This is a genomic window from Pirellulales bacterium (assembly GCA_035533075.1).
Taxonomy (GTDB): domain Bacteria; phylum Planctomycetota; class Planctomycetia; order Pirellulales; family JAICIG01; genus DASSFG01.
Map to the genome: position 1 here is coordinate 18,880 of DATLUO010000114.1, position 21,879 is coordinate 40,758.

Annotated in this window: 20 protein-coding genes; 7 read left to right on the plus strand and 13 right to left on the minus strand. The window is 64.7% G+C overall.

All coding sequences use genetic code 11. From position 1 onward, the window contains the following. The first annotated feature begins 2 nt into the window (after positions 1–2). Positions 3–1,664, plus strand: coding sequence for a hypothetical protein (locus VNH11_14655; protein ID HVA47607.1), 1,662 nt, complete (start codon positions 3–5; stop codon positions 1,662–1,664). A 178-nt stretch (positions 1,665–1,842) separates the two neighbouring features. Here VNH11_14655 and VNH11_14660 read toward each other — a convergent pair whose 3' ends face one another. The 3 genes from VNH11_14660 to VNH11_14670 form a co-directional block, all read right to left on the minus strand. Continuing rightward, positions 1,843–3,312: a nicotinate phosphoribosyltransferase gene (locus VNH11_14660; GenBank protein ID HVA47608.1), complete on the minus strand. Its 1,470-nt coding sequence runs from the start codon at positions 3,310–3,312 to the stop codon at positions 1,843–1,845. 92 nt (positions 3,313–3,404) lie between these two features. After that, complete coding sequence (locus VNH11_14665) at positions 3,405–3,647, minus strand: hypothetical protein (protein HVA47609.1); 243 nt, start codon at positions 3,645–3,647, stop codon at positions 3,405–3,407. Positions 3,648–3,675: 28 nt separating this feature from the next. Beyond that, positions 3,676–4,428, minus strand: coding sequence for a hypothetical protein (locus VNH11_14670; protein HVA47610.1), 753 nt, complete (start codon positions 4,426–4,428; stop codon positions 3,676–3,678). Positions 4,429–4,699: 271 nt separating this feature from the next. Here VNH11_14670 and VNH11_14675 point away from each other — a divergent pair, with 271 nt between their 5' ends. Beyond that, complete coding sequence (locus tag VNH11_14675; GenBank protein ID HVA47611.1) at positions 4,700–4,945, plus strand: hypothetical protein; 246 nt, start codon at positions 4,700–4,702, stop codon at positions 4,943–4,945. Positions 4,946–5,111: 166 nt separating this feature from the next. Here VNH11_14675 and VNH11_14680 read toward each other — a convergent pair whose 3' ends face one another. Both VNH11_14680 and VNH11_14685 read right to left on the minus strand, forming a co-directional pair. Further along, on the minus strand, positions 5,112–5,540 hold the full coding sequence (locus VNH11_14680; GenBank protein ID HVA47612.1) for a hypothetical protein: 429 nt from the start codon (positions 5,538–5,540) through the stop codon (positions 5,112–5,114). A gap of 401 nt (positions 5,541–5,941) precedes the next feature. Then, positions 5,942–6,364, minus strand: coding sequence for a hypothetical protein (locus VNH11_14685; protein ID HVA47613.1), 423 nt, complete (start codon positions 6,362–6,364; stop codon positions 5,942–5,944). Here VNH11_14685 and VNH11_14690 point away from each other — a divergent pair. Beyond that, on the plus strand, positions 6,348–7,025 hold the full coding sequence (locus tag VNH11_14690; GenBank protein HVA47614.1) for a peptidylprolyl isomerase: 678 nt from the start codon (positions 6,348–6,350) through the stop codon (positions 7,023–7,025). The genes VNH11_14685 and VNH11_14690 overlap by 17 nt on opposite strands. 167 nt (positions 7,026–7,192) lie before the next feature. Here the strand turns inward: VNH11_14690 and VNH11_14695 are convergent, their stop codons facing one another. The 3 genes from VNH11_14695 to VNH11_14705 all read right to left on the minus strand — a co-directional run bounded on the left by VNH11_14695 (position 7,193) and on the right by VNH11_14705 (position 9,698). After that, positions 7,193–7,747 carry a hypothetical protein gene (locus VNH11_14695; protein ID HVA47615.1) on the minus strand — a complete coding sequence of 185 codons (555 nt, stop codon included), beginning with the start codon at positions 7,745–7,747 and terminating at the stop codon, positions 7,193–7,195. Between the two features lie 248 nt (positions 7,748–7,995). Beyond that, entirely contained in the window at positions 7,996–9,054 is a 1,059-nt protein-coding gene (locus VNH11_14700) for a serine protease (protein HVA47616.1), read from the minus strand. Positions 9,055–9,353: 299 nt separating this feature from the next. Next, positions 9,354–9,698, minus strand: coding sequence for an LssY C-terminal domain-containing protein (locus VNH11_14705; protein ID HVA47617.1), 345 nt, complete (start codon positions 9,696–9,698; stop codon positions 9,354–9,356). Between VNH11_14705 and VNH11_14710 the strand changes: the two genes are divergently transcribed. Next, complete coding sequence (locus VNH11_14710; protein ID HVA47618.1) at positions 9,609–9,863, plus strand: hypothetical protein; 255 nt, start codon at positions 9,609–9,611, stop codon at positions 9,861–9,863. The two genes, VNH11_14705 and VNH11_14710, sit on opposite strands and share 90 nt — an antisense overlap. A gap of 93 nt (positions 9,864–9,956) precedes the next feature. Here the strand turns inward: VNH11_14710 and VNH11_14715 are convergent, their stop codons facing one another. From VNH11_14715 to VNH11_14725, 3 genes are all read right to left on the minus strand, one after another. Continuing rightward, entirely contained in the window at positions 9,957–13,508 is a 3,552-nt protein-coding gene (locus VNH11_14715) for an efflux RND transporter permease subunit (GenBank protein ID HVA47619.1), read from the minus strand. Then, positions 13,505–14,623: an efflux RND transporter periplasmic adaptor subunit gene (locus VNH11_14720; protein ID HVA47620.1), complete on the minus strand. Its 1,119-nt coding sequence runs from the start codon at positions 14,621–14,623 to the stop codon at positions 13,505–13,507. The genes VNH11_14715 and VNH11_14720 overlap by 4 nt, the downstream gene beginning before the upstream one ends. 411 nt (positions 14,624–15,034) lie before the next feature. Next, positions 15,035–16,474 carry a DUF1501 domain-containing protein gene (locus tag VNH11_14725; protein HVA47621.1) on the minus strand — a complete coding sequence of 480 codons (1,440 nt, stop codon included), beginning with the start codon at positions 16,472–16,474 and terminating at the stop codon, positions 15,035–15,037. Between the two features lie 231 nt (positions 16,475–16,705). Here VNH11_14725 and VNH11_14730 point away from each other — a divergent pair, with 231 nt between their 5' ends. Then, the gene (locus VNH11_14730) at positions 16,706–17,833 is read left to right on the plus strand and encodes a DUF1559 domain-containing protein (GenBank protein HVA47622.1); all 1,128 of its coding nucleotides are present in this window, start codon (positions 16,706–16,708) and stop codon (positions 17,831–17,833) included. A 13-nt stretch (positions 17,834–17,846) separates the two neighbouring features. Here VNH11_14730 and VNH11_14735 read toward each other — a convergent pair whose 3' ends face one another. Further along, on the minus strand, positions 17,847–18,152 hold the full coding sequence (locus VNH11_14735) for a hypothetical protein (protein HVA47623.1): 306 nt from the start codon (positions 18,150–18,152) through the stop codon (positions 17,847–17,849). Between the two features lie 303 nt (positions 18,153–18,455). Here VNH11_14735 and VNH11_14740 point away from each other — a divergent pair, with 303 nt between their 5' ends. Further along, positions 18,456–19,370: an HDOD domain-containing protein gene (locus VNH11_14740; GenBank protein HVA47624.1), complete on the plus strand. Its 915-nt coding sequence runs from the start codon at positions 18,456–18,458 to the stop codon at positions 19,368–19,370. A 246-nt stretch (positions 19,371–19,616) separates the two neighbouring features. After that, entirely contained in the window at positions 19,617–20,132 is a 516-nt protein-coding gene (locus tag VNH11_14745; GenBank protein HVA47625.1) for a tetratricopeptide repeat protein, read from the plus strand. A gap of 14 nt (positions 20,133–20,146) precedes the next feature. Here the strand turns inward: VNH11_14745 and VNH11_14750 are convergent, their stop codons facing one another. Next, complete coding sequence (locus tag VNH11_14750) at positions 20,147–21,847, minus strand: glycerol-3-phosphate dehydrogenase/oxidase (GenBank protein HVA47626.1); 1,701 nt, start codon at positions 21,845–21,847, stop codon at positions 20,147–20,149. Positions 21,848–21,879 lie beyond the last annotated feature (32 nt).

Consider the following 21,879-nt stretch of genomic DNA (forward strand, 5'->3'; position numbering starts at 1 on the left):
AGATGGACAATCGCCGACGAACCTTGCCGGCCAGCGATGCCCCGGCGCTGACGCGGCCCGAACAGGGACCGGCCTGGCCTCTGGGCCTGGCCGGACTGGCGCTGTGCGTCTTTGCCGTGGTGGCACTTACCTCGCCCGGTCGCATCGACGTCGTCGACGGGCATACGCGCTATGAAGTGGGCCGCAGTTACGTCGAGCATGGCGATTCGATCGTCCGCAATCCCGACGCCTGGTTCGCCGTCTTCCCCGGACGTAACGGCGAGCTTTACTCCAATTACCGCTTTCCCCAAAGCATCGTCGCGGCGGCCGCGATTCTTGCGTCCGACCTCACGGGACCGGTGCGCGAAATCCGCCGGCACTTTTTCTTTTCGCTCAGCGGGGCCGTACTCTGTGCCGCGATCGCGGTGTTGTATGCCTGTTGGTTCCGGCGAATGGGCCACGGTCGCATCGCGTCTCTCGCCTGGGCGGCCGGTGGCATTTTCTGCACTCCAACCTGGTTTTATGGCACGACCACGTTCGACGACGTGCTCGGCTCGCTCGTCGTCTTATTGGCGATCTTTGCCGCCGGGATCCTGCGCCAAGGTCGGCCGATCGGCGCCGCGGTCGTGAGCGGCTCGCTGCTGGGGCTGGCCTTCAATTGCAAGCCTCCGTTGGCGCTGTTCTTACCCGTGGCGGTCGCCGCCTTGTGGGACGCGCGGCGTTCGAAGCACGAGCGGTGGCTGCAAGCGCGGATCGTGTTCTTCTGCGCGGCCGTGGGGGTCATCGGCTACGAGGCCTACGATCTCTGGAAGTTCCCACCGAGCACCTGGAAAGCGCTCGCCGATGCCCGTGAAGAATACGTGGCGATGTGGCCCGGTAGCCCGTTGGCCGGGTTCCTCAGTCTGCTGGTGAGCCCGGGCATGGGCGCGCTAGGGTATTGGCCGGCGATCGTGATCGCGCTGTTCGGCCTCGTCGCGTGGCGTCGCCAGCAGCGACTGATTGCCGGGATGACGGGCCTGTCGTGTCTGTTCTTTCTGGCATTTATCGGCAGCATTCGTTTCTTTTCCGGGGAGCCGGCCTGGGGACCGCGCTACTTGACGCCGGTGTTCGCCCTGTTGTGGCTTGTCGTGCCGGCCGGCGCGACCCGCTTGCGTTGGCCGATCGCGGCGTCGCTCTTGGCCCTTTCGTTCATCATTCAATTGGCGGGCTTGAGCATCGACACCCTGCGGTTCTTCTCCGGCGAGAACGAGCTGGCTGTGGAAGGCTTCTTGAACGACCCTTGGACGTATTTCCGGCCCGGCCGCTCGCAACTGTTGGCGCGGTCGCGTCAAATATGGGAGGTGATGAGCTACGACGGGCCTGCGCCCAAGTCGTTCAGCCCGGCCAAGAAGCCTTCGCTGCCGTTGACCTTCGATCTCACAGCGAAAGAGCCGCTGGAAGCGACGCGCCACCATACACTGAGCACGTTTCGGCCCTGGTGGTGCGCGTATCCCTACCTGGCCGCGGACGAACGTCCGGTCGATTTGCGGTTCGCGCTCAAGTTACTGCTCGCGACGGCCGTCTCCGGGCTAATGCTGCTCGCCTGCGTCGCGTATAGCGGAATTCGTGAGAATTCCGGCGCGGGCAGCAGGCTGCCGCATGTGGGTTTTGTTCTACGCGACCGATCCGGAACGCCCAATTTATAGGAACTCGGCCAGCTTCTGCCCCAGCCACCGCTTTTGCTCGCGCGGAAAAATGTCTCATTCTCGGCCGCGTGAAGTAGAGCTGCGAACGATCTCCAGCGCGCTGGAGATCACCCCCCAGATGGTTCCAGTGGCCTTGCGGATGCCGCCCGCTTGCCGGGCGGAGGTTCACGTTCGCAGTCTACTTGAACCCCCGCGCTTCCAGAATCAATTGCTTCCGCAGCTCGTGCAGCCGCGGCTCCAGGCCGGCGGGGTATTCATGCGGGTTGTCGAACCGCTTGATGCTGTGCGAGAACCGACCTAGCTCGGCGAGCGTCCGCTCGCGCACCGCCGGCAAGTCGGGCTGCTGGTACACCAACCGGCCCTGCCGGAAGATCGGCACCAGCAAATCCGCGTGCCGCGCCTCGCCGGGCACGTGCTTGCGGCGCGTGTCGTCGTGCGGATCGACGATCCACGCCTCGTCGCCGCAGCCAAGTTCCAGGTCGTAAATCAGGTCGCCCAGGCACTCGCCGGCGACCTCGTAACGCCGCACTTGCAAGATGCCCGGCGTCGAGCTCTTGGCCGCTTGCTCCGAGAGCTTGAGGCAGCGCCGCCATGCGCCGCCGGGCCCTCGGACGGCTGAGAGCTTGTAGACGCCGCCCAGGGCCGGCTCGTCGAAGGCCGTCACCAGGTGCGTGCCGACGCCCCACACGCCGATCGTCGCCTGCTGCTGCTTGAGACTGGCGATCAGCCGTTCGTCCAGATCGCCGCTGGCCACGATGAATGTGTCGTTGAGGCCGGCCGCGTCCAGAATCTTGCGGGCTTCGATACTGAGATAGGCCAGGTCGCCGGAATCGAGCCGCACGCCTTCGAGCTTCTGGCCCCGCGAGCGGAGCCAGCGGCCGATCTCCACGGCATGCCGCACGCCCGCCAGTGAGTCGTAGGTATCGACCAGGAACACGCAGTTGTTCGGCATGGCCTCCGCGTAGGCCCGAAAGCTTTCCAGCTCGCTGCCGAACGACATCACCCAACTATGCGCGTGCGTGCCGCGCACGGGGATGCCGAACCAGCGGCCGGCCAGCACGTTCGAGGTCGCGTCGCAGCCGCCGACGTAGGCGGCACGCGCGGCGGCCAGGGCGCCGTCGATGCCCTGCGCCCGGCGCAGCCCGAATTCGAGCACCGGGTCGCCCTGCGCCGCCAGGCACACGCGGGCCGCTTTGGTGGCGATCAGCGACTGAAAGTTGACGAAGTTCAGCAAGGCCGACTCGACAAGCTGCGCCTGCCCGATCGGCCCCTGCACGCGCACCAGCGGCTCGTGCGGAAAGACGATCGTCCCTTCGGGCACGGCATCCACGTCGCAACGGAATTCCCAGTGCCGCAGCTCGTCGAGAAAAGCGGCCGCAAACAGCGGTTGGCCGTCGGTTCCCGTCAGCGAGCCAAGATAGGCCAGATCGTCGTCATCGAACCGCAGGTGCCTGAGCCAATCGATCAGGTACGCCAGGCCGCACGCCACGGTGAAGCCGCCATGAAAGGGATGATGGCGAAACTGATGCTGAAACACGGCCTCGCGGTCGGCCGTGCCCGACTGCCGATAGCCGTAGGCCATCGTCAGCTCATAGAGGTCGGTCAGCAGGGCCAGCGAGGGGCGGTAGAGGCTGGCGAGCGGGTACATTCGATCGATGGCGGCCTCCCTGGCGATCGTAGGTTGCAGATCACACTCGCATTCATCTTAGAATGCTCGCTGGCCGGGGAAAAGGCCGGAGCTCACTCGCGGCCGGCGAGCGCAGCCAGTTCCGCCTCGATTTCGGCCTCGCTCGCATCTTGGAAAGCGGGCAGCGTCTTCATGGCCGCCACCGTGGGCAGAAGCTGACAGTTGATCGGCGCCGGCTCGCCCGGCTTCCTATTGCCGGCAAGCTTCAACAGACCCTGCTCGCCGAGGCGCTGGAACGTGGCAGCCAACTGTCCGGGCGTCTTCGCCAGGCATTTCGCCGCCTTGCCGACGGTCAACAGATAGCTGGCATCGCCCCGGTTGTTTCTATCCCGCGAGCAACCAGGGCGCGGCCAGCGGCAACACAGCCAACCAGGTCGCGGTGGCGATGCCCGTCCAGTGCAGCCAGCCACGTTCGTCCCACCTGCGGTCGGCTTTTGTCACGGGCAAAATCGCTTCCCACGCCGCGAGCGTCGCCGCGCCGAGGGCGGCCGCGGCTGCCAGGCGAGGTGGAGTCAGCAGAGCGAACGATCTCGCCAGAATGCCGTTGGCATCGAATACGGCAAGCAACAAGGGCAAGGCGTCGAGCAACGCGACCGCGCCGAAGAACCACTTCCAACGTGCCGCGAGCCGTCTGCTGAACAGCGGCACGACGAAGGCGCAGGCCGCGGCGGCCTCGACAATTCCCCGCGGATCTTTGACCCATTTCCCCGATGCGCTTTCCGCCAGCGTTTCGACGGTCACGACGGCGCCGAGCACCGCCAGCAGCCATTGCCCCGGCTCGATCGGCCACGGCGCGCCGCGGAACGACCGCGCGAGCGTAATGGCCAGGCCGGCCCAGGCCGCCCCCTCGCCCGCCGCGACCAGCGTCAAAAAAAACGCCCCCATGATGCCCGGCGGACGCTCGGCCAGTGTCCGGGCCACGGCCAGAAACAACGAGCAGCAACCGGTCCACAGCAATAGATGGACGATGCTCAACCGCGGACGGTCGCGCGTGGCAAGCGTTGCCGCCATGCGCGGCCGAGGCGAATCTTGGGTGACGATCCGCACCTCCGACGCATCCGCTTCCCGTTCGTCCATCTTCGCCTCGTGGAAATGGGGAACTACGAACCACGCTTTGACGGCCGCTCTGGATAGCGTACTCGCCCACGCGACGATACGTAACCCTGTCGGCCGCTGGCGTTGTTCGATTCGGCGACGGAAGTACAATCAACCTTGGTGCGCGACAAAGTAGCTGTTTTTCGAACGGAGGGAATATCGGTGGCCAGGAACTTGCCCCATCCGTTGGCCGTCGTGGTGGCAGCCGCTCTACCGCTACCACGAGGCCAAACGGCATATCCCTGACGGAACGATGTTCGCCTTTGCGATGGGCACGAATCCCGAGGCACTGCTCTTTCTCGAGGCCCGCGATGATGCCGACGGGCAATCGTCGTGGTATTTCGGACTGGCGCGGCGCGGATCGTCGGCGGAGATTCACGTTTTGCTCGACGAGAAAGAGGTCTGGTGCGTGCGACCCATGACACGGGTCACACCCCAAGATCCCTTTTGTCATTTTCTCCGCCCCATGACCGGCAACCCGGTTCTGGCGCCACCGTGAACCCAGGGCGTTACCCTCGTTGTTCTACACATCTCGCGCGTCAGCCGCGTAGCGGCGAGATAGTTTAGCCGTGGGCGCAAGCGGCGCAAGCCCACGGTACCGATGCGGTAGATTAGCCAAGCCGCGTAGCGGCGACAGAGGTATCGCACCACGCCCTCTGTCGCCGCTACGCGGCTGCGCGGATCGTTGGCGTCCCTCTACCGTGGGCGCAAGCCTGGCTGGTAATCAGCAAGTACCCGTCGCGCACGACGTAGGTCAGGTCGAGTTGGCCCAACATCAGCCGCAGCAGCGACCGCAGGGTGATGTCTCCCAGGCGGACCGTGATGGGCGTGTCGCTGCCGGCACCGGCGTCGCCGAGGGCCTTGTGGTCGAGTTGGATCTCGATCTTGTGCTTTTGCCTGAGCACATCGACCACACCGCCGAGCGGCTTCTCCGCGAAGTCGACGGTGGTGGCCTGGCCGAGCGCCGCGAGGATCTTGGCTTCGCCCTCGGTAGGCAGCGGCCTGGGGTCGGTCGGTTCGGCCGCGCCGAGGGCCGTCACGAACCAAACGTGGATAGACAGACACAACCAAACGGGGATTGCGACGCGCAGCATAACCGCTCTCCTTCTGTTCGACCAACACACGGAACGTGCCAGACATGGGCCCGCCCGGCGTTGCCTCGACGCCGAACGGCCACGGCGCTTGCGACCTTACCACCGCGGGAGGCCAAAAGCAAGCAACTCGCAGCCCGCGTTGACAACCGAGCACCATCTCATCACCAAGGCCGCCGGCCTGCGGATGCCCGGCCGCGTGGTCGGCGGCGGCGGATTTTTTTCCGCTGAAAAAAGAGTCGATCGCGGCGACCGCCAGGGCGCGACGGAGCGTGCGCATCGCCTCGGCCTGCGCGTCAGGCGACACGTTTGTCGCGTCGACGCATGCGCGCGGCCGGGCCTTCGCCAACCGGATGCAAGACAAAAGCGACACGGGCGTGTCGCTTTTGTTTCGCGCGAGGGACTCATTTGGTCCCGGCCTTCGAGACGGCGCGCCCTGCAAAAGCGACGCGCGCGACGCTTTTGTCGCGCACCCGGGGCCGGTTGTGCGCGAGCGTCTCGACGCTCAAACCACGTGGCCCGTGGCTTGTCGGCGCCGCGCGGACGCGACACGCGTGTCGCTTCGCGCGCAGACCAAGACCGGATGGGGCGAGTGAAACAGATTCCGCGCCCCATTCTAGTTCTTGCTGTTTTTCACGGCCGAAATCGACGATTTTGCGCGGGCCAGGCTGTACCTGCGGAAACGGGCCGGCATTGACGAAGCGGCCGGCAACGCTTAGAGAGACATTCGCGACATCAACCGGCGGACTGTTTTGACCCATCATTCGGAGACCTGTCATGTATTGCAACGATTCCTGCCTGGCTGTTTTTATGATCGCCGCCATCATGATGGTGACGAGTTGCGCCGGGGGCGGGGAAAAGAAAGCAGAACGGTCGGCCGCCGGCCAGGAATCTGCCGTCGATCGAAACCCCGCGCTGCGCGATCCCTCGCTCGCCACCGACCGGGCCCCCGACCGGTTCCGGGCGAGATTCTCGACGACCCAGGGAGACTTCGTCATCGAGGTGACCCGCGATTGGGCGCCCCAGGGGGCCGATCGCTTCTACAATCTGGTCAAGATCGGCTACTTCGACGACGCGGCGTTCTTCCGCAACATCGAGAACTTCATGGTGCAGTTTGGGATCAACGGCGATCCGGCGGTCAACAAAAAGTGGAAGAAATCCAACATCAAAGACGACCCCGTCAAAGAGTCGAACCAGCGGGGCTACGTCACCTTCGCGCAGGGCTCGGCTTTGAACTCGCGCTCGACCCAGGTGTTCATCAACTTTCGCGACAACGGCCGGCTCGACGGCATGCGCTTCGCCCCCTTCGGCCGCGTCGTCGAAGGCATGGACGTCGTCGAGTCGCTGTATAAAGGGTACGGCGAAGGCGCTCCGAACGGCCGCGGCCCCGAACAGGGCCGCATTCAGGAAGAGGGAAACGCCTACCTGAAGCAGGATTTTCCCAGACTCGATTACATCAACAGCGCCAAGATCGTGAACGATCAGTGACGAGCTAGGTCTGTCGCTGGTCGATTGATGGATGGATCGCCGGGCGGTGGCTGGGGCAGAGCTTGGCCGGATCCGGCCCGGTTTAAGGACACGCGCTGCGGCCAAGCGATGCCCCGGCCACCGCCTGCCGTCCATCAATCGACCCATAATCGAGCACTGGCGACGTTTCAAAGCGGCCAGATAATGCTCCCCTCGTAGTCGTATAGCGGCAGCGCCAGCCGCTCAAATTCGGCCAGGAGATGGCTCAGCACTGAATCGGCGTCGGCGGGGTGAATGGCGACGCCCAGAAAGCGATCGTGCGGAACGTGGCCTTGCACATAAACCTCGTCCTGGCATAGTTCCGGCCAGGCATCGCCCATCTGTTCGGGCATCAGCACCGGAAACCGCGGATCGACGAACACGGCGAACCGGCCCGGGTCGCTGATCGTGTAAAGCCACGACTGCGGGCCGAAACGGTGCAGAAAAACAAAGTCCTCGTAAGCCGGCTCGCAATTCAGCACGGTCAAGTTCAAGTCGGAAACGACGGAGCCGTCGTCCGAGCGTGCCGGGGCCAGCAGGCCGGTCCGCAGTATCGCCGCCAGCCGATCGGTCCGCGGCGGGGTCTGTTTGCGCGGATAGCGCGTGGCCACGTGGAACAGATCGCCCTCCTGCCAGAGCTTACGGAGCTTCGCACGTGCGCATGGCTCGCCCGGCGCGTTGGTCCTTGGAGTGGATTGTGGCATTTCGGATGTCCCGGCAAAAGCCTCATGATCGCGGCGGGGGTCTTGCTTGACGACGGGAGTCTTGCTCGTCGTCCAGACGCCCCGTATTCTAGCAGTGAGTTGGTCACGAGGTGTAGGGTGGGACCAGCGAGCTTGCGAGCGCCGGCCCACCACGATTGCCGAAAATGGCGGGCCGGCGCTCGCAAGCTCGCTGGTCCCACCCTACGGCTATTGCTACGACCAACTCACTATTAAGACACTACCCCAGCCTACGCCGCCGCCGACGGCGCAACGCTGCGACGCATACGAATCAAAAGCGCGAATGCGCCCACCACCGCCAGCAGCGTCTTGGCCTGATCGGCGCGGGTACGCCCCAGCCAGGTCTGCCAGTCGGAAGCCGGAGCACGGGTGTCCGAACCGGCGCCGTGTTGTGCCGAGGCATCCCCGGTAGTCGGGCCGGTTCGAGGACGGTTCGCCAGCATGGTTCCAGCAGCTTGCCGGTCGTTCGCACTCAACGTGGCCGAAGCGGTCGATTGAATCGAAATCAGCGCACCGGCCACCGGCGGAGACGCCGCGATCTGCGGAGACGCGGTGACCGTCGGTTCGGCGTCAGACGGTCGGCTGCCGGGAACGACGGAACTCAAGAACCGCCGCACGCGGCCGCAGTAGCTTCCGGTGGTATAGCCGTTTCCCTCGCCCCACAGGACGCCGGCCAGCTCGCCCCGCCCGTTGAAAATGGGTCCGCCCGAATCGCCTTGCCGCGCAATCACTTTTAACTCGACCATTTCGCGCGGCAACCGCGTGTTTGGGGCCAGATAGTTGGTGCAAGGGCCGCTGGCCAGCCGGTAAGGACCTTTGCCGTAGCCGGCGATCGACAGCCGCTCGCCGGGCCGCGGCGCCTCCGTCGCCAGCCGCACCGGCCCGGCATTGGGCCGCCAGATCACCAACGCGGCCAGGTCCCAATCGTGATCGGCCCGCACCACCTGCGCCAACGATCGAAAGCCGTCGGCGAACAACACCGTCGGCGGACTCGCCGACTCGCTGACTACGTGCCAGTTCGTGACCACCAACCCGTGCTCGCCGTTGACATCGACCAGCGTGCCGGAACCATAGGACGTGCTCCCTTTTTCGGGCACGATAATGCGCACGACCGCCGGATGCGGGTGAGTGTTTTCGGTCGGAAGATCGAGGTCGGGGTCGGCCGACATGGCGAAAGAGCGCGTGGCGCGCGGCGGCAAAGCGCCCACGTCGCGAAAGGTATCTGCCTTCAGCGACAGGGCCCACAGGCCCACGAACAAGCCAAGACAAATCAGACCGGGCCGTTTCACCGCGCCCTCCTTTACTTGGCGGGCTTCGGGCGGCGGCTTTCGTTCTTGATGATCTGCCGCAGAAGCTCTTGTCGCAAGCGTTCGAGCTCCGCCTGGCGGTCGCTGGTAGAATTTGTCGCTGACATGGCTTTACGCGGCGATCGGTCGGCCGCCTTCAGGAACTGCTTGTCAATGCGGAAAGTCCGTTCCGCCGAAATACCGATCCTTGAGAACGACGGGCGTCAAACATCCCTTTCGGCCGCTCGGCCACGATATCTGCAACGCGTGACGCTCCACACGCAAAGTTTGCCCAGCTTGAACTATTTCACCAGCGGCCGGAGCATCGACATGAAGTCGTTTTTGGCTTGAATGGCGGGCGGGTTCAGCCGCACCTTGGGCGGCCCCGACTGCGCCTTGTTGCCGGGCGACACCATCGCGATCGTCAGCTCGCCATCGGTAGAATAGCGGTCGCCGCCGCCGTTGCGGCCATCGAGCGTGGCGCCGACGCCGGTCACCTGAAACACTTCGGTCAACTGTCCGGCCTTGCCGAGCGTGTCGATCACATCAAGGCGGAGATCGTCGCCGATTATTTCTTCGTCTGGGCGAAGGTGATCGTCGCATCGCAGAAGCGTTACCGGAAGGAAGATCGCATCGCCTACATCGATCTCTTCGCCGGACCTGGGCGGTACAAGTCTGGCGCGTTATCGACGCCGCTGTTAATTCTCGAGCGAGCATTAGGCGATGCCGACCTTTGCAAGCGGCTGGTTGCTGTCTTCAACGACAAGGATGAACAGTACCCGTTCACGGATTTTAACTGGTGTCCTAGCTAGCCAAGAATCTGTCGTTCGGGTCATTGGGATGGTAAACCCCGTCTTCATCTGCCAAGGAAGGCGTACGGGCTCTGCTTGTCAGAACCCATTGGCTCAGGCCTCGGCATCCATCAGCGACCGCGGCAGGCCGTGGCCGGGCACGTTGGCGTACAGCAGCCAATAGGCCACCGGAATCACGAACAACGTGAACAGCGTCGAGGCGAACAGGCCGAAGATCAACGACCAGGCCAGGCCCGAAAAGATCGGGTCGATGATGATCGGCACGGCGCCCAGCATCGCCGCGCTGGCGGTCAACAGAATCGGCCGCAAACGCACGACGCGGCTTTCCATGATCGCGTCGAACAGCGAGCGGCCGCGGGCCAGCGAAAGGTGAATGAAATCGACCAGGATGATCGAGTCGCGCGTGACGATGCCCGACAGAGCGATCATGCCGATCATGCCCGTGGCCGTGAAATAGACCGGGTCGAGGTAACCGCCCACGTGCTGCGCCTGCAAGGCATTCAACAGCCAGAAACCGGGCATCACGCCCAAGATCGTCAGCGGGATCGCTAGCATGACCACCATGGGGATGGTGAACGAGCCGGTCTGGGCCACGAGCAGAATGTAGATGCCGATCATCGCGGCGCCGAAGGCCAGGCCCAGGTCGCGGAACACGTCGAGCGTGATTTTCCATTCGCCCTCCCCGGCGAAGTCGACCCGGATGCCGGCCGGCAGCGACCATAACAGCCCGCTGCCGTTGGAGAAGAACGTCCGCTCTTCGACCGGCCGGGGCGCTTGGCTCGTGAAAGGCGTGTTGCTAGAACCAGTGCCGGAGACGGAGAGAGGGAGAGAGGGAGGGAGCGAGCGATGCCGAATCTCTCCGTCTCCCCGTCTCCCACTCTCTCCGTCTCGCTGCGCCCCAGCCACCGATGCTTTCGGCAGCGTACCGCGGCGGTCGGCCAGCACGTCCACCACTACGTCGGCGGGCGGGCGGCCCGCCGTTTCGGCGAACACATAGGCCACACGCTGCAGGTTCTTATGGTAAATCATCTGGTCGACGCGGGCCGTCGCCCACCGCCCCAACTCGGCCAGCGGAACGAGCTGGCCGCCGTCGCCCTTGACTTGCAGCCGCGTCAGGTCGGCCGCACTGGTCCGCCGGACAATGGGCAGCAGCAGCTCGATGCGCAACGGGTTGCGTTCCGTGTCGTTGCGAATCACACCCACGGTGCTTCCCGCCAATACCGCGCGCAGCGTTTGGGCGATTTGCTCGGTGCTGACGCCGTTCAGCGCGGCCTTTTCTTTGTCGGTGACGAAGGTCAGCCTGCGCTGGGCCGCCTCGCGGATGTCGTCCACGTCCACCACGTTCGGCTCCTGGCTGAGGCGTGCCCGGACCGTGTCGGCGGCCAAGAGAAGGTCGTCATAGCGATGATCGGGCTGACCGTAAACCTCGGCCACCACGCTGGCCATCACCGGCGGACCGGGCGGCGTTTCCACCAGTTTCAGGCGCGCCTCGTGCCGGTCGGCGACGGTCTGCAGCTCGTTTCGCATCCGCAGGCCGATTGCATGGCTTTGCAGGCCGCGGTTTTTCTTGCCGGCCAGATTGATGCGCAGCTCGGCCACGTTGTCGCCGCGCCGCAAATAGTAGTGCCGCACCAGCCCGTTGAAATCCATGGGCGAGGCCACGCCGACGTAGCTCGTGAAGTCGGCCACTTCGGGCACGCTCCGCAGATACTCTTCGAAATCGCGGACGGCCGCGTCGGACCGTTCCAGCGTCGTGCCTTCGTCGAAGTCGAGCACCAGCAGTAGCTCGTTCTTGTTGTCGAACGGCAGCATCTTGAGCGGCACGCTGCGCGTGGCGGCCAGCCCCATCGCGCCCACCGTCAGCCCGGCGATGACCAACAGAAACGTCCAGGCCACCCGCCGCGAGTGCAACAGCGGCGCCATCAAGGGATAGAAGATTTTGTAGAGCCGCGATTGCTTGACGGCCTGCAGGTCGTGCGCGTCGTGCTCGCCGTGCCCCGGCGTGCCGCCGCCTTCATACTTGTGCCGCAGCGCATGGTAGGCCAGCCAGGGCGTGATCGTGAACGCGACGAGCATCGACATGAGCATCGTCACGGGCACGTTGAGCGCCATCGGACGCATATAAGGCCCCATCATGCCGGTGATGAAAAACATCGGCAGAAAGCTGACGATCACCGCCAGCGTGGCCGTGATCAGCGGCGGCCGGATTTCGGCCACGGCTTCCAGCACGATGCGGCGAGTGGCCTTCTTGCGCAGGGCGAAGTGCCGGGCGATGTTCTCCACGTCGACGATCGGATCGTCCACCAACAGCCCCAGCGACAGGATGAGTGCGAACAGCGTCACGCGGTTGATCGTGAAACCGAACAGCAGATTCACCGCCAGCGTCAGCCCGAACACGACCGGTACGGCCACGGCCACGATCAGCGCCTCGCGCCACCCCAGGCCCAAGCTCAACAGCGCCACCACGATCACGACGGCGACGGCCAGCCCCTCGACCAGCTCGTTCACCTTGTCGTCGGCGGTGAGGCCGTAATTCCTGGTGATGACGAGCTGCATATCGTCGGGCACGATCGTGCGGCGCAGGGTTTCGGCCTCGTCGAGCACGGCTTCAGCGACCCACACGGCGTTGGAGCCTTTTTTCTTGGCGATGGCAATGGTGACGGCCGGCATCGCCTGGCCGCCGGATCCTGCAGTTGGTTCGACCGTTGTGTGGCCAGGCTCTGCCCCAGCCACCAGCGTCGAGGGAAAGTCTTCCTCCCGCGTGAATCCGCGGGCCGGCCCCCAACCGTGCCGCACGTAGCTGGCGACTTCTTCCGGTCCGTCGTCGACTTGGGCGATGTCCTTCAAGAAGACCGGCTCCTGGTTGAACACGCCCACGACGAGATCGCCCAATTGCGCGGCGTCGCTGAAACGCTGGCCGGCGGCGACGTCGATCACGCGATCGCCGGCGCGGAAATCGCCCGCCGTGAGGTGGACGTTGGCGGCGGAAATCGACCGCTGAACGTCGAGCGGCGAGATGCCGTGCCCGGCCAGATCGTCGGGATCGAGCAGCACGCGAACGACCCGCGGTCGGCCGCCGACGACATAGGCCCGCGAAACGTCCTTGGCCCCGGCCAGCCGTTGGGCGATTTCTTCGCCTACGCGGCGCAGCGTCATGTCGTCCGACGTCGGGCTGGCCAGCGTCAGCGTCAAGATCGGCACGTCGTCGATCTCGACCGGCTTGACCACCCAGCCGCTGACGCCGGGCGGCACGATGTCGCGGTTCTCGTCGATCTTCTTGAACAGTTTCACCAGGCTCCGCTCGCGGTCTTCGCCCACGTAAAAGCGGACCGTGACGATCGCCTGGTCTTCGCGGCTCATCGAGTAGACGTATTCCACGCCGTCGATCTGGTAGAGAATCTTTTCCAGCGGCGTGGCGACCAATTGTTCGACTTCGGCCGCGGCGTGTCCGGGAAAGCTCACATAGACGTCGGCCAGGGGCACGATGATTTGCGGATCTTCCTCGCGCGGCGTGACCCCCAGCGCCACCAGGCCCACCACCGTGGCCAGCAGCACCAGGACCAGCGAGAGATTCGAGTCGAGGAAAACCTTCACCACCTTATTGGTGAATTGATGTTCCTGGCCCGCGGCGTGGCCTTCGATCATGAGGCTACCCCACGACCATTTTGGTCCGCCGGCAACACGACTTGCTCGCCTTCACGCAGACCGGAGAGCACCTCGACGTCGTTGTCAAATCGCCGTCCGGTGCGGACCGCGCGCCGCACGGTGCGGCCGCGATCGACGACGCGTACCAACTCGAGCTGCCCGACGTTGCTGACGGCCTGCCGCGGAACGACGAGCACCTCTTCTTGCTCCAGTGGAATCAGCATCCGCGCGAACATTCCGGGGTAGACGCCCTTGGGGCCGGTGCCCGCCACCTTCACCAGAAACGCCCGGCTGGCGGTCCGCGCTTCAGGAACGATCTCGCTGATCTTTCCGCTGTAGCGCCCGCTCAGCCCTTCGATTTCCACGCCGATGTCCTGCCCCACTTCGAGCCGCTGCGCCAACGACTCGCGCACGCTGGCGACGAGCTGCATGCGTTGAGGATCGAACATGGTGAGGAGCACTTGTCCGGGCATGACCAGGTCGCCCACGTCGACCTTTTTGTCGATCACGGTGCCGTCCATCGGCGAGAGGATGGTGGCCCAATCGAGCGTGGCCTGGACTTCGTTGACCGTCTCCTTGGCGCGGCGCAGCTCGGCTTGCAGCGAGGTGAGCGTGGTGGTGATTCTGTCGTACTCCTGGCGACTGACGGCGCCCGTTTTCACCAGGGACCCGTACCGCTGTTCATCGGTGACGGCCTGGTTATAGCCGGCCTCCGCCGAGACGGCCGCCGCTTGCGCCTGTTCGAGCTTGGCGCGCAGGTCGGCGTCGTCGAGCCGGACGAGCACCTCGCCGGCCCGCACGTGCTGTCCGGCCTTGAGGTTGACTTCGACGACGCGCGCCAGCAGCTTCGAGCCGATCGTGGTTTCGTGTACTGCCCGAATCGTTCCCACCGCCGACTCGACGAGCGGCACACGCAGGACGCGGACCGCAACGACCCGGCCTGAAACCTCAGCCGGTTCCGCGGGACCGGGCCGTGGGGCGGCCGCCACTTTGGGTTCGAACTTCCCGGCCAGCCACAGCAAGAGCACCGTCACTCCAGCGGCGAACGCCAGCGCTATCAGGGCGCGGCCTGCTAGATCCATCACACGTCGCCAGCGTTCGGTCAGTCGGGACATTCGCATGAGGGATGAGGGATGAGGGATCAACGGCTGAATTGCGAAAGGCAGTTTCGATGCCAAAGCGAGTTGGGCGGCATTCCGGCCGGGATTACGAAGAAAGCTGACGCTGCGGGCGCGCCAGAATTGTGCGAAAACGCGCGCTTAGCGCGCGGCACGGCCGCGTAGCGTAAGCGTCCTCGCTTGCGCCAGTCGTGGAACGGAGACGATAGGCGATGCCCGGTTCGACGCACCGGGGCATCGCTTGGCCGCCACGCTCTTGAAGGGCGCCAGCCGCTATCAGGCCAAGCTCTGCCCCGGCCACCGGCGCGCTGGCTGAAGAATGCGGCAAATGGCTGGCGAAGGCCGGGCCTCGCGAACCGCTTTTCCTCGCCGGCAAAACGTCTCATTCTCGGCCGCGTGAAGTATCGATCAAGAACAAACTTCGTGAATCACGCGTCCTTGCACGTCGGTCAAGCGAAAGTCGCGGCCGCCGGAACGGAATGTGAGCCGCTCGTGGTCGAGGCCCAAAAGGTGCAAGATCGTGGCGTGCAGGTCGTGAAGGGTGCAGATGTTTTCGACCGCGAACATGCCCAGCTCGTCGGTTGCTCCGTAGACGGTTCCGCCCTTCGTGCCGCCGCCCGCAAGCCAAACGCTGAAGCCTTCGGGATGATGGTCGCGACCGTCGCGGCCGGCCGAGTGCGGCGTGCGGCCGAACTCGCCCGCCCAGACCACCAACGTGTCGTCGAACAGCCCGCGGGCCTTCAGGTCGCGAATCAAGGCGGCGATCGCGCGATCGGTGTCCAAGGCGTTCTTCTCGTGGCCCGCCTTGAGGTTGCCGTGCTGGTCCCAGGTGCCATTCGAGTTGCCGGGCGGACACGTGATCTCGACGAACCGCACGCCCGACTCGATCAGCCGCCGCGCACGCAGGCATTGAATGCCGTACAGCCGCTGGGAAGGAATGTCGGAATCAATACCGTAAAGCCGCTGGGTGGACCGCGTCTCGCGGCCCAGGTCCAGCACGTCGGGCACCAGCGATTGCATGCGATACGCCATCTCGTAGTTTTTGATCGCTGATTCCACCGCGTCGCTGCCGGCCAGCGATTGTGCGAACGCCTGGTCTTCCTCGACCAGCAACGCCAGCTTGGCCCGTTGCAGACGCGCGTCGCGATCGGCCGGTTCGATGTTTTCGATGGGAGTGCCGTCGGCGTTGAGCAGCGTCGCCTGATGGTTGGCGGGCAAAAAACCGCTGGAGAAACTTTCCAGGCCGCCGCAGGGCACCACGCCGAAGCTGAGCACCACGAAACCCGGCAGGTTCTCGTTCTCGCTCCCCAGGCCATAGGTCGTCCAGGAACCCAAGCTCGGCCGCCCGGCGTTGTTCACTCCGGTGTGCAAACGCAGCACGCCGCTGGAGTGGACGGGCAGGTCGGCCTTCATGGAGCGAATCACGGCCAGGTCGTCGGCGCAGGCGGCGATGTGCGGAAAGAGGTCGCTGACGGGCATGCCCGACTCGCCATGGCGGCGAAATACCCAAGGACTTTTCAGCCATTGGCGGTTGCCCGAGGCCGTGGGGTTTTTCGATTCGGTAAACGGCTTGCCGTCGGCCGCGTCGAGCGCCGGTTTGGGATCGAAGGAATCGACGTGCGAGACTCCGCCGTCCATGAAGCAAAAGATGACCCGCTTGGCCCGCGGCGCGAAGTGCGGCCCCGTCGGGCTCGCTGCCGGCGCGGCTGCGGCATTGCCGTGCGATAAACCGGCCAGCGCCAACAGACCGAAGCCGTTTGCGGCGGCGGCGAGCGCTTCGCGCCGATTGAGCGCGGCGGGGCGGCGGCCGGGGCAGCGAGAGGGCGAACAACGAGTGCGGTCGATCATCCTTACATGCCTACACTCTATGCCACCGCAAAGCAAGGATTGCCGCGCGGCCATCCTTGACAAGTTTGGGCCGTCGGCCTACAAAAAGGCAAGGCTTCGGCGTGGCGAACCGTCGAAGGCCCAACGTCGCCGGCGGTTCCATCAGCGACGCGACTAAGCTCCTCAGCACCAGACCAAACGGCGCAGAGATCGGTTTTCGATTTCCATTTCATTGCTTGAGGGTCGGATCCTATGAAGCTTCGCAGAACAGCGTTTACGCTTGTCGAGTTATTGGTCGTCATCGCGATCATTGGCATTTTGATCGCGCTGTTGTTGCCGGCCGTGCAGGCCGCCCGTGAGGCGGCCCGCCGCAGTCAGTGCAACAACAATCAGAAGCAAATCGCGCTGGGGTTGTTGAACTACCACGATGTTCATAGCCAGTTTCCGCCCAGATCCATGGGAACGACGGGCTTTATGGGCAATGTCCCGAAGGGTGGCAAGGTTTGCGGCAACGGCAACGCCGCCCATTGCAACGAAAATCGTCTTAGTACCCGCGTCTTTCTGCTTCCTTATATCGAGCAGCAAGCGCTTTGGGACAACATTCGCGGTGCCGGCATACCAGGCTTCCTGCCCCAGGGGCCGGTTCCTTGGCACACCGGCTATGCGCCCTGGCTGGAAACGATTCCCGCCTATGTTTGCCCGTCGGAAACGTTTAACATGTCGCAGAACCTTTACCCAGTGGCCCGCTCGAACTATCACTTCAGCGTTGGCGACACCCTGAGCACCAATTTGAACACGAACGGGGGAACGATTCGCGGCATGTTCGGGCGCGCGATAAAGTGCTCGTTGGCCAACGTCCTGGACGGCACCAGCAACACGGCGATGGTGGCCGAACGTTGCTTCACTTATTTCACCAAGTCTAAGAGCTTTCTGGACAAATATCCCGTCAAGAGCGGCCTCTATGCGGTGACGAACGCTGCCATACCTGCCAACTGTCTCGCTCAGGCGGCGGGCATGTATTACCACCCGGGCACCGCCTTTGCCGCCTGCTGCAATATCACCTGGGGAAGCAATCGTTGGCCCGACGGCGACCCGCCCTACTCTTCGTTCTCGACAATTTTACCGCCCAACAGCCCCAATTGCGTGATCAACGGGGCCAACGACGGCGACCACCCGATGATCAGCAGCGTGTCGAGCAATCATCCGGGCGGCGCCTTGGTGGCCATGGCGGACGGTTCGGTGAGGTTCGTCAACGAAGGCATCGACTGCGGCATGTTGACCGTCACGGAGGTGACTTCAGGCCCCAGTCCCTACGGAGTCTGGGGCTCCTTGGGATCGAAAGACGGCGGCGAGGGAAGAACGGACACGCAGCAGTTCTGATCGGTCTAACCGATCAAAATCGGCATCGCGATGCCGGCCAGGTCACCAGCGCCGCTCCGGCGGCGCAGATGGCCGGCGCGACCAGATCGGCCCGATGGAAGGCCATCGCCCAGGTCACAAGCACCGCCGCGCACGCAAGCGCAGCGGTCGTCAACTTTGCCGCGGCCCCGCGCACACGCTCAACGGCCCGTTGATCGTGATGCGCCAGGGTTGCCTGGCAGCCTCCGCCCGTGGGCAATCTGAGAATGCGGCCCGCATGCCGGAGCTTCTCTTCCAGCTCCCAGCCGTCGAACGTTTCCAAAAGAGTCAAGGGCGACATACCAGGCGGCGTGGATTTCGAGGTAGGGTGGGACCAGCGAGCTTGCGAGCGCCGGCCCACCATCGTAGGGCGTCATGACGACACAGCATGTTGCATTCGGCAGAACGGTGCCCTCGACTGTAGCGAATCTCGTGGCACGATCGGCAGCCGCCTTATCATCGCTACGAACTGCCGTAACGTGCCGGCTTGCAACGACCGCGCAAGTCAGCCTGTTTGCAAGTTGCCGCCCCGCGCTCTACGTTTGCAAGCCTGACCTAGGTATCGCAGAGATTCTGTACCCTCCGCTTCACCCGGACCACGACTATGTCCCAGACCGCCGTCGCCGCCGAGCTTGACCTGACGAAGTTGCTTGCCGGAGCGCAGCTTCCCGCCCTGCCCCAAAGCGCCATCCAACTGCTGGAGCTGTCGAACGACGAGCGTAACGGCCCGACGCAGTTCGCGGTGCCCATCGAGGCCGATCCAGGGCTGGCCGGTCAGGTGTTGAAATTCGTCAACTCGGCCTATTTCGGCTTCGCTCGCGAGATTTCGAGCGTCAAGCTGGCGATCACGCTGGTGGGCATGCGCACGATCAAGAACTTTACGCTGTGGAGCGCGGTCTTCAGCCTGATGCCGAACCCCAAGTGCGGCATGTTCGACCTGCGCAGCTTGTGGCAAGACTCGCTGCGCCGGGCGTTGTTCGCTCGAAGCTTCGCCCGGATGCTCGGCATGCGTGAGGCGGAAGAGCCGTTCGCGGCGGCCTTGCTGCAAGACATGGCGGTGCCGCTCTTGGCCAGGGAGCTTTCCGCGGAATATGCCGAGCTGTTGGCCGACCGGCAGCAAGGCAAGCTGCGATTGTCGCAACTCGAACGCGAACGGTTCGGCTGGACCCACGCCCATGCCGCCGCTCAAATGGCCCGGCAGTGGAACCTGCCCGAAGAGTTTGCCACGCTCATCGAGCGTCATACCGAGTTGGACACGCTGTTGTCGGGCGAAAATGTGCCGCCGGGCGACCTGGCCGTGGCGCTCTCGTCGTTGCTGCCGGCGGCGAGCGACGACACTTGGTGCGAAGTGGGGCAATTCGACGTTTGTTACCAACGGTTCTGCCCCGTCGGCGGGCCACGGGCGGTCGAATTTTTGCGGACGATCGACGCGGAGTTCGTGGCCTTCGCCCCGGTGCTCAAAATCACGGCTCCCGCCCAATCGCTCGAAATGCGGTACGCCGACACGGTCACGTCGTAAGGTGGCACTGGCAAACTTGCGAGCGCCTGGACATCGATTTGAGGCGTCAGGTTTCAGGCATCAGGCATCAGGACAAGCAACCTGACGCCTAACGATGGTGGGCCGGCGCTCGCAAGCTGGCTCACTCCCACCCGACGCCCGGCGCTTTGGCGGCGGGGGGCATTTGAGCAAACGCTGACGGCGCATAGAATAGCGGTAAAGAGCATGCCCGTCCGAGGCCGTGATTGATGAGGGAGGGAGCGAACCGTGTCGGGAAGCAACCGCACCCGCGTGCAGCGGGTTCTACGAGAGGTCGAAGGGTATTTGGAGCTTGGCATGCCCCAGACCGCCCTCGATCTGCTCTCGCGGCTGGACGACCCCGGCACGTTCCGCGGCCAGAAGCTCTACCTGACCGGCGAGGCCTTGCGGGCCTTGCAGCGGCACGCCGAAGCGATCGCCGCGCTCGAACAGGCCGCCGACCTGCTGCCGAGCAAGCTCGACATCTGGCTGGCGCTGGGCTGGTGCCGCAAACGCACCGGGCGGCTCGATCTGGCCATCGGCGCGTTGGAGCGGGCGGAGGAAGTCAGCCCGGAAGAAGCCGTCGTGCATTACAACCTGGCCTGCTATTGGAGCCTGGCCGGCAAAAAGCAGCGGGCATTGGCCTACCTTTCACGGGCCATCGCGCTCGATTCGAACTACCGAGACATGATCGTCGATGAGCGCGATTTCGACCCCATCCGCTCCGATCCCGAGTTTCGGGCGTTGACGCAGATCATCGTCTAGCCGATCACGGGCCCTCACTCAACGCGCTTGCCGAAATGAAAGCGCAGGCGGTCGATCGCCCGCCGCACCTCAGCCTCGACTTCGCTCTCGGTCAACCTCTCCGCTTCGACCAGAACCGCGGCCAGTTCGCGCAACGTGGCGCGGCTCAATCGCGGGTCGTAGAGCAGCATCAGCCGACGTTCGACCAGGTCGTCGAGCCGACGCACCCATTCGTGATCGATCACCCAGCGGACAAATCGCCGCGGCAAATCGGTGCCCGAAACGCAATCCCGGCCGTTTGCGGCGCACTCGGCCAGAATCGTGGCGGCCTCGGCGCCGCAAAGCTCCCAGACCGTGCGGACCTGCTCGACGGTGAAGCCCGTCTCCTCCGCCACGCGGCGCCATCGACGTTCCCTCAGTGTGCGATCTGCCGAATAACCTTCCGCGCCGGGCAAGGGCCTTTCGCGGCTGGTTTGCGGCGGCGGCCCAAGACCAAGCCGGTCCCGGACCGCCACCACCGACGATTCAGCCAGCGAGCGACAGGTGGTCAGCTTGCCGCCGATCACCGAAAAGACGGGCACGGCCCCGCCGGTGTGTTCTTCCAGCCAATGCCGGCGCGTGATGACCGCCGTGGTCGTCTCGTCGACCCGCGGCAGTGGGCGGACGCCGCTATAGTACATGTCGATGTCCGATCGTGTCAGGCCGGCCGAGGGCAGCACCTCATTCGCGGCGGCGAGCAGATACGCCAATTCGTCTTCGCTCGCTGTGGCCTCGGCCGGGTCTGCGGAGAACGGCACATCCGTCGTGCCAACCAGCACCGAGCGGCCGAACGGCAGGATGAACACCGGCCGGCCATCGGCGGCTTCGGCATAGATGCCGACGTCGCCGAGCGCCTCGCGCAGCGCGGTATTCGCAGTGACAAAGTGGCTCCCCTTCGTTCCGCCCATCAGGGTCTTGGAAGGCACGTGAAGTTGCCGCAGCGTGCGATCGACCCAGGCGCCGGTGGCATTGACGATGGCCGCCGGCTCGACCGAAATGACGGCCGCCTCGGCTCCCTGCGGACGAATGCTCGCCGTCGTGCCGTTCAGGCCCGCCTGGTGATAGGTCAGCAATTGAAACGAAACGCCCCGCTCGGCGGCGATGCGCCGAGCGTCGTCGAAGAGCGCCACGACGAACCTCTCCGGATACCGAATCTGCGCGTCGTAATAGCTGCACAGCCAGGGATACTTCCGCCGATCGACCGGCGGAGCGTCGGGAGCCTGCGGCGAGACCACTTCATGCCGGGGAAGCGTGGAATCGCGGGCGTACCAATCGTAGAGCCGCAGTCCGGCCCGCACGAGCCACAGTCCGCGGCGCGGCGCCGACGTTGCTGCCGCTCGCCGCAGCTTGAGAAACCTTAGCGCCGACTCGATCACGCCGCCGAAACGATTGCTGACGGGAATGAACAGCCGCAACGGCTTGACGAACTGCGGGGCCAGCCGCAACAGTCGGGCACGTTCGGCCAGCGACTCGCGCACCAGGTCGAATTCGCCGTATTCCAGATAGCGGAGTCCGCCGTGGATCAGCCGTGAGGAGTAAGCCGTGGCGCCGCACGCCAGGTCGCCGGTATCGACCACGATGGTCGACGTGCCCGACAGTGCGAACTCGCGGGCCAGCGCCGCGCCGTTGATGCCGGCTCCCAGGATGAGCACGAGCGAATCGTGCGGCGGATCGAGCGACGTGTCATGGTCTGGCATCGTCCCTATTGTAGCGATGCCGCTTGGGGCGC

What these genes read in the sequence shown, in the direction of transcription:
- VNH11_14730 (HVA47622.1), top strand. Translation starts at nt 16,706, where the DNA reads ATGAAGCTTCGCAGAACAGCGTTTACGCTTGTCGAGTTATTGGTCGTC.
- VNH11_14750 (HVA47626.1), bottom strand. Translation starts at nt 21,847, where the DNA reads ATGCCAGACCATGACACGTCGCTCGATCCGCCGCACGATTCGCTCGTG.
- VNH11_14680 (HVA47612.1), bottom strand. Translation starts at nt 5,540, where the DNA reads ATGCTGCGCGTCGCAATCCCCGTTTGGTTGTGTCTGTCTATCCACGTT.
- VNH11_14720 (HVA47620.1), bottom strand. Translation starts at nt 14,623, where the DNA reads ATGTCCCGACTGACCGAACGCTGGCGACGTGTGATGGATCTAGCAGGC.
- VNH11_14660 (HVA47608.1), bottom strand. Translation starts at nt 3,312, where the DNA reads ATGTACCCGCTCGCCAGCCTCTACCGCCCCTCGCTGGCCCTGCTGACC.
- VNH11_14655 (HVA47607.1), top strand. Translation starts at nt 3, where the DNA reads ATGGACAATCGCCGACGAACCTTGCCGGCCAGCGATGCCCCGGCGCTG.
- VNH11_14740 (HVA47624.1), top strand. Translation starts at nt 18,456, where the DNA reads ATGTCCCAGACCGCCGTCGCCGCCGAGCTTGACCTGACGAAGTTGCTT.
- VNH11_14735 (HVA47623.1), bottom strand. Translation starts at nt 18,152, where the DNA reads ATGTCGCCCTTGACTCTTTTGGAAACGTTCGACGGCTGGGAGCTGGAA.
- VNH11_14725 (HVA47621.1), bottom strand. Translation starts at nt 16,474, where the DNA reads ATGATCGACCGCACTCGTTGTTCGCCCTCTCGCTGCCCCGGCCGCCGC.
- VNH11_14675 (HVA47611.1), top strand. Translation starts at nt 4,700, where the DNA reads ATGTTCGCCTTTGCGATGGGCACGAATCCCGAGGCACTGCTCTTTCTC.
- VNH11_14685 (HVA47613.1), bottom strand. Translation starts at nt 6,364, where the DNA reads ATGATGGCGGCGATCATAAAAACAGCCAGGCAGGAATCGTTGCAATAC.
- VNH11_14670 (HVA47610.1), bottom strand. Translation starts at nt 4,428, where the DNA reads ATGGACGAACGGGAAGCGGATGCGTCGGAGGTGCGGATCGTCACCCAA.
- VNH11_14715 (HVA47619.1), bottom strand. Translation starts at nt 13,508, where the DNA reads ATGATCGAAGGCCACGCCGCGGGCCAGGAACATCAATTCACCAATAAG.
- VNH11_14690 (HVA47614.1), top strand. Translation starts at nt 6,348, where the DNA reads ATGATCGCCGCCATCATGATGGTGACGAGTTGCGCCGGGGGCGGGGAA.
- VNH11_14695 (HVA47615.1), bottom strand. Translation starts at nt 7,747, where the DNA reads ATGCCACAATCCACTCCAAGGACCAACGCGCCGGGCGAGCCATGCGCA.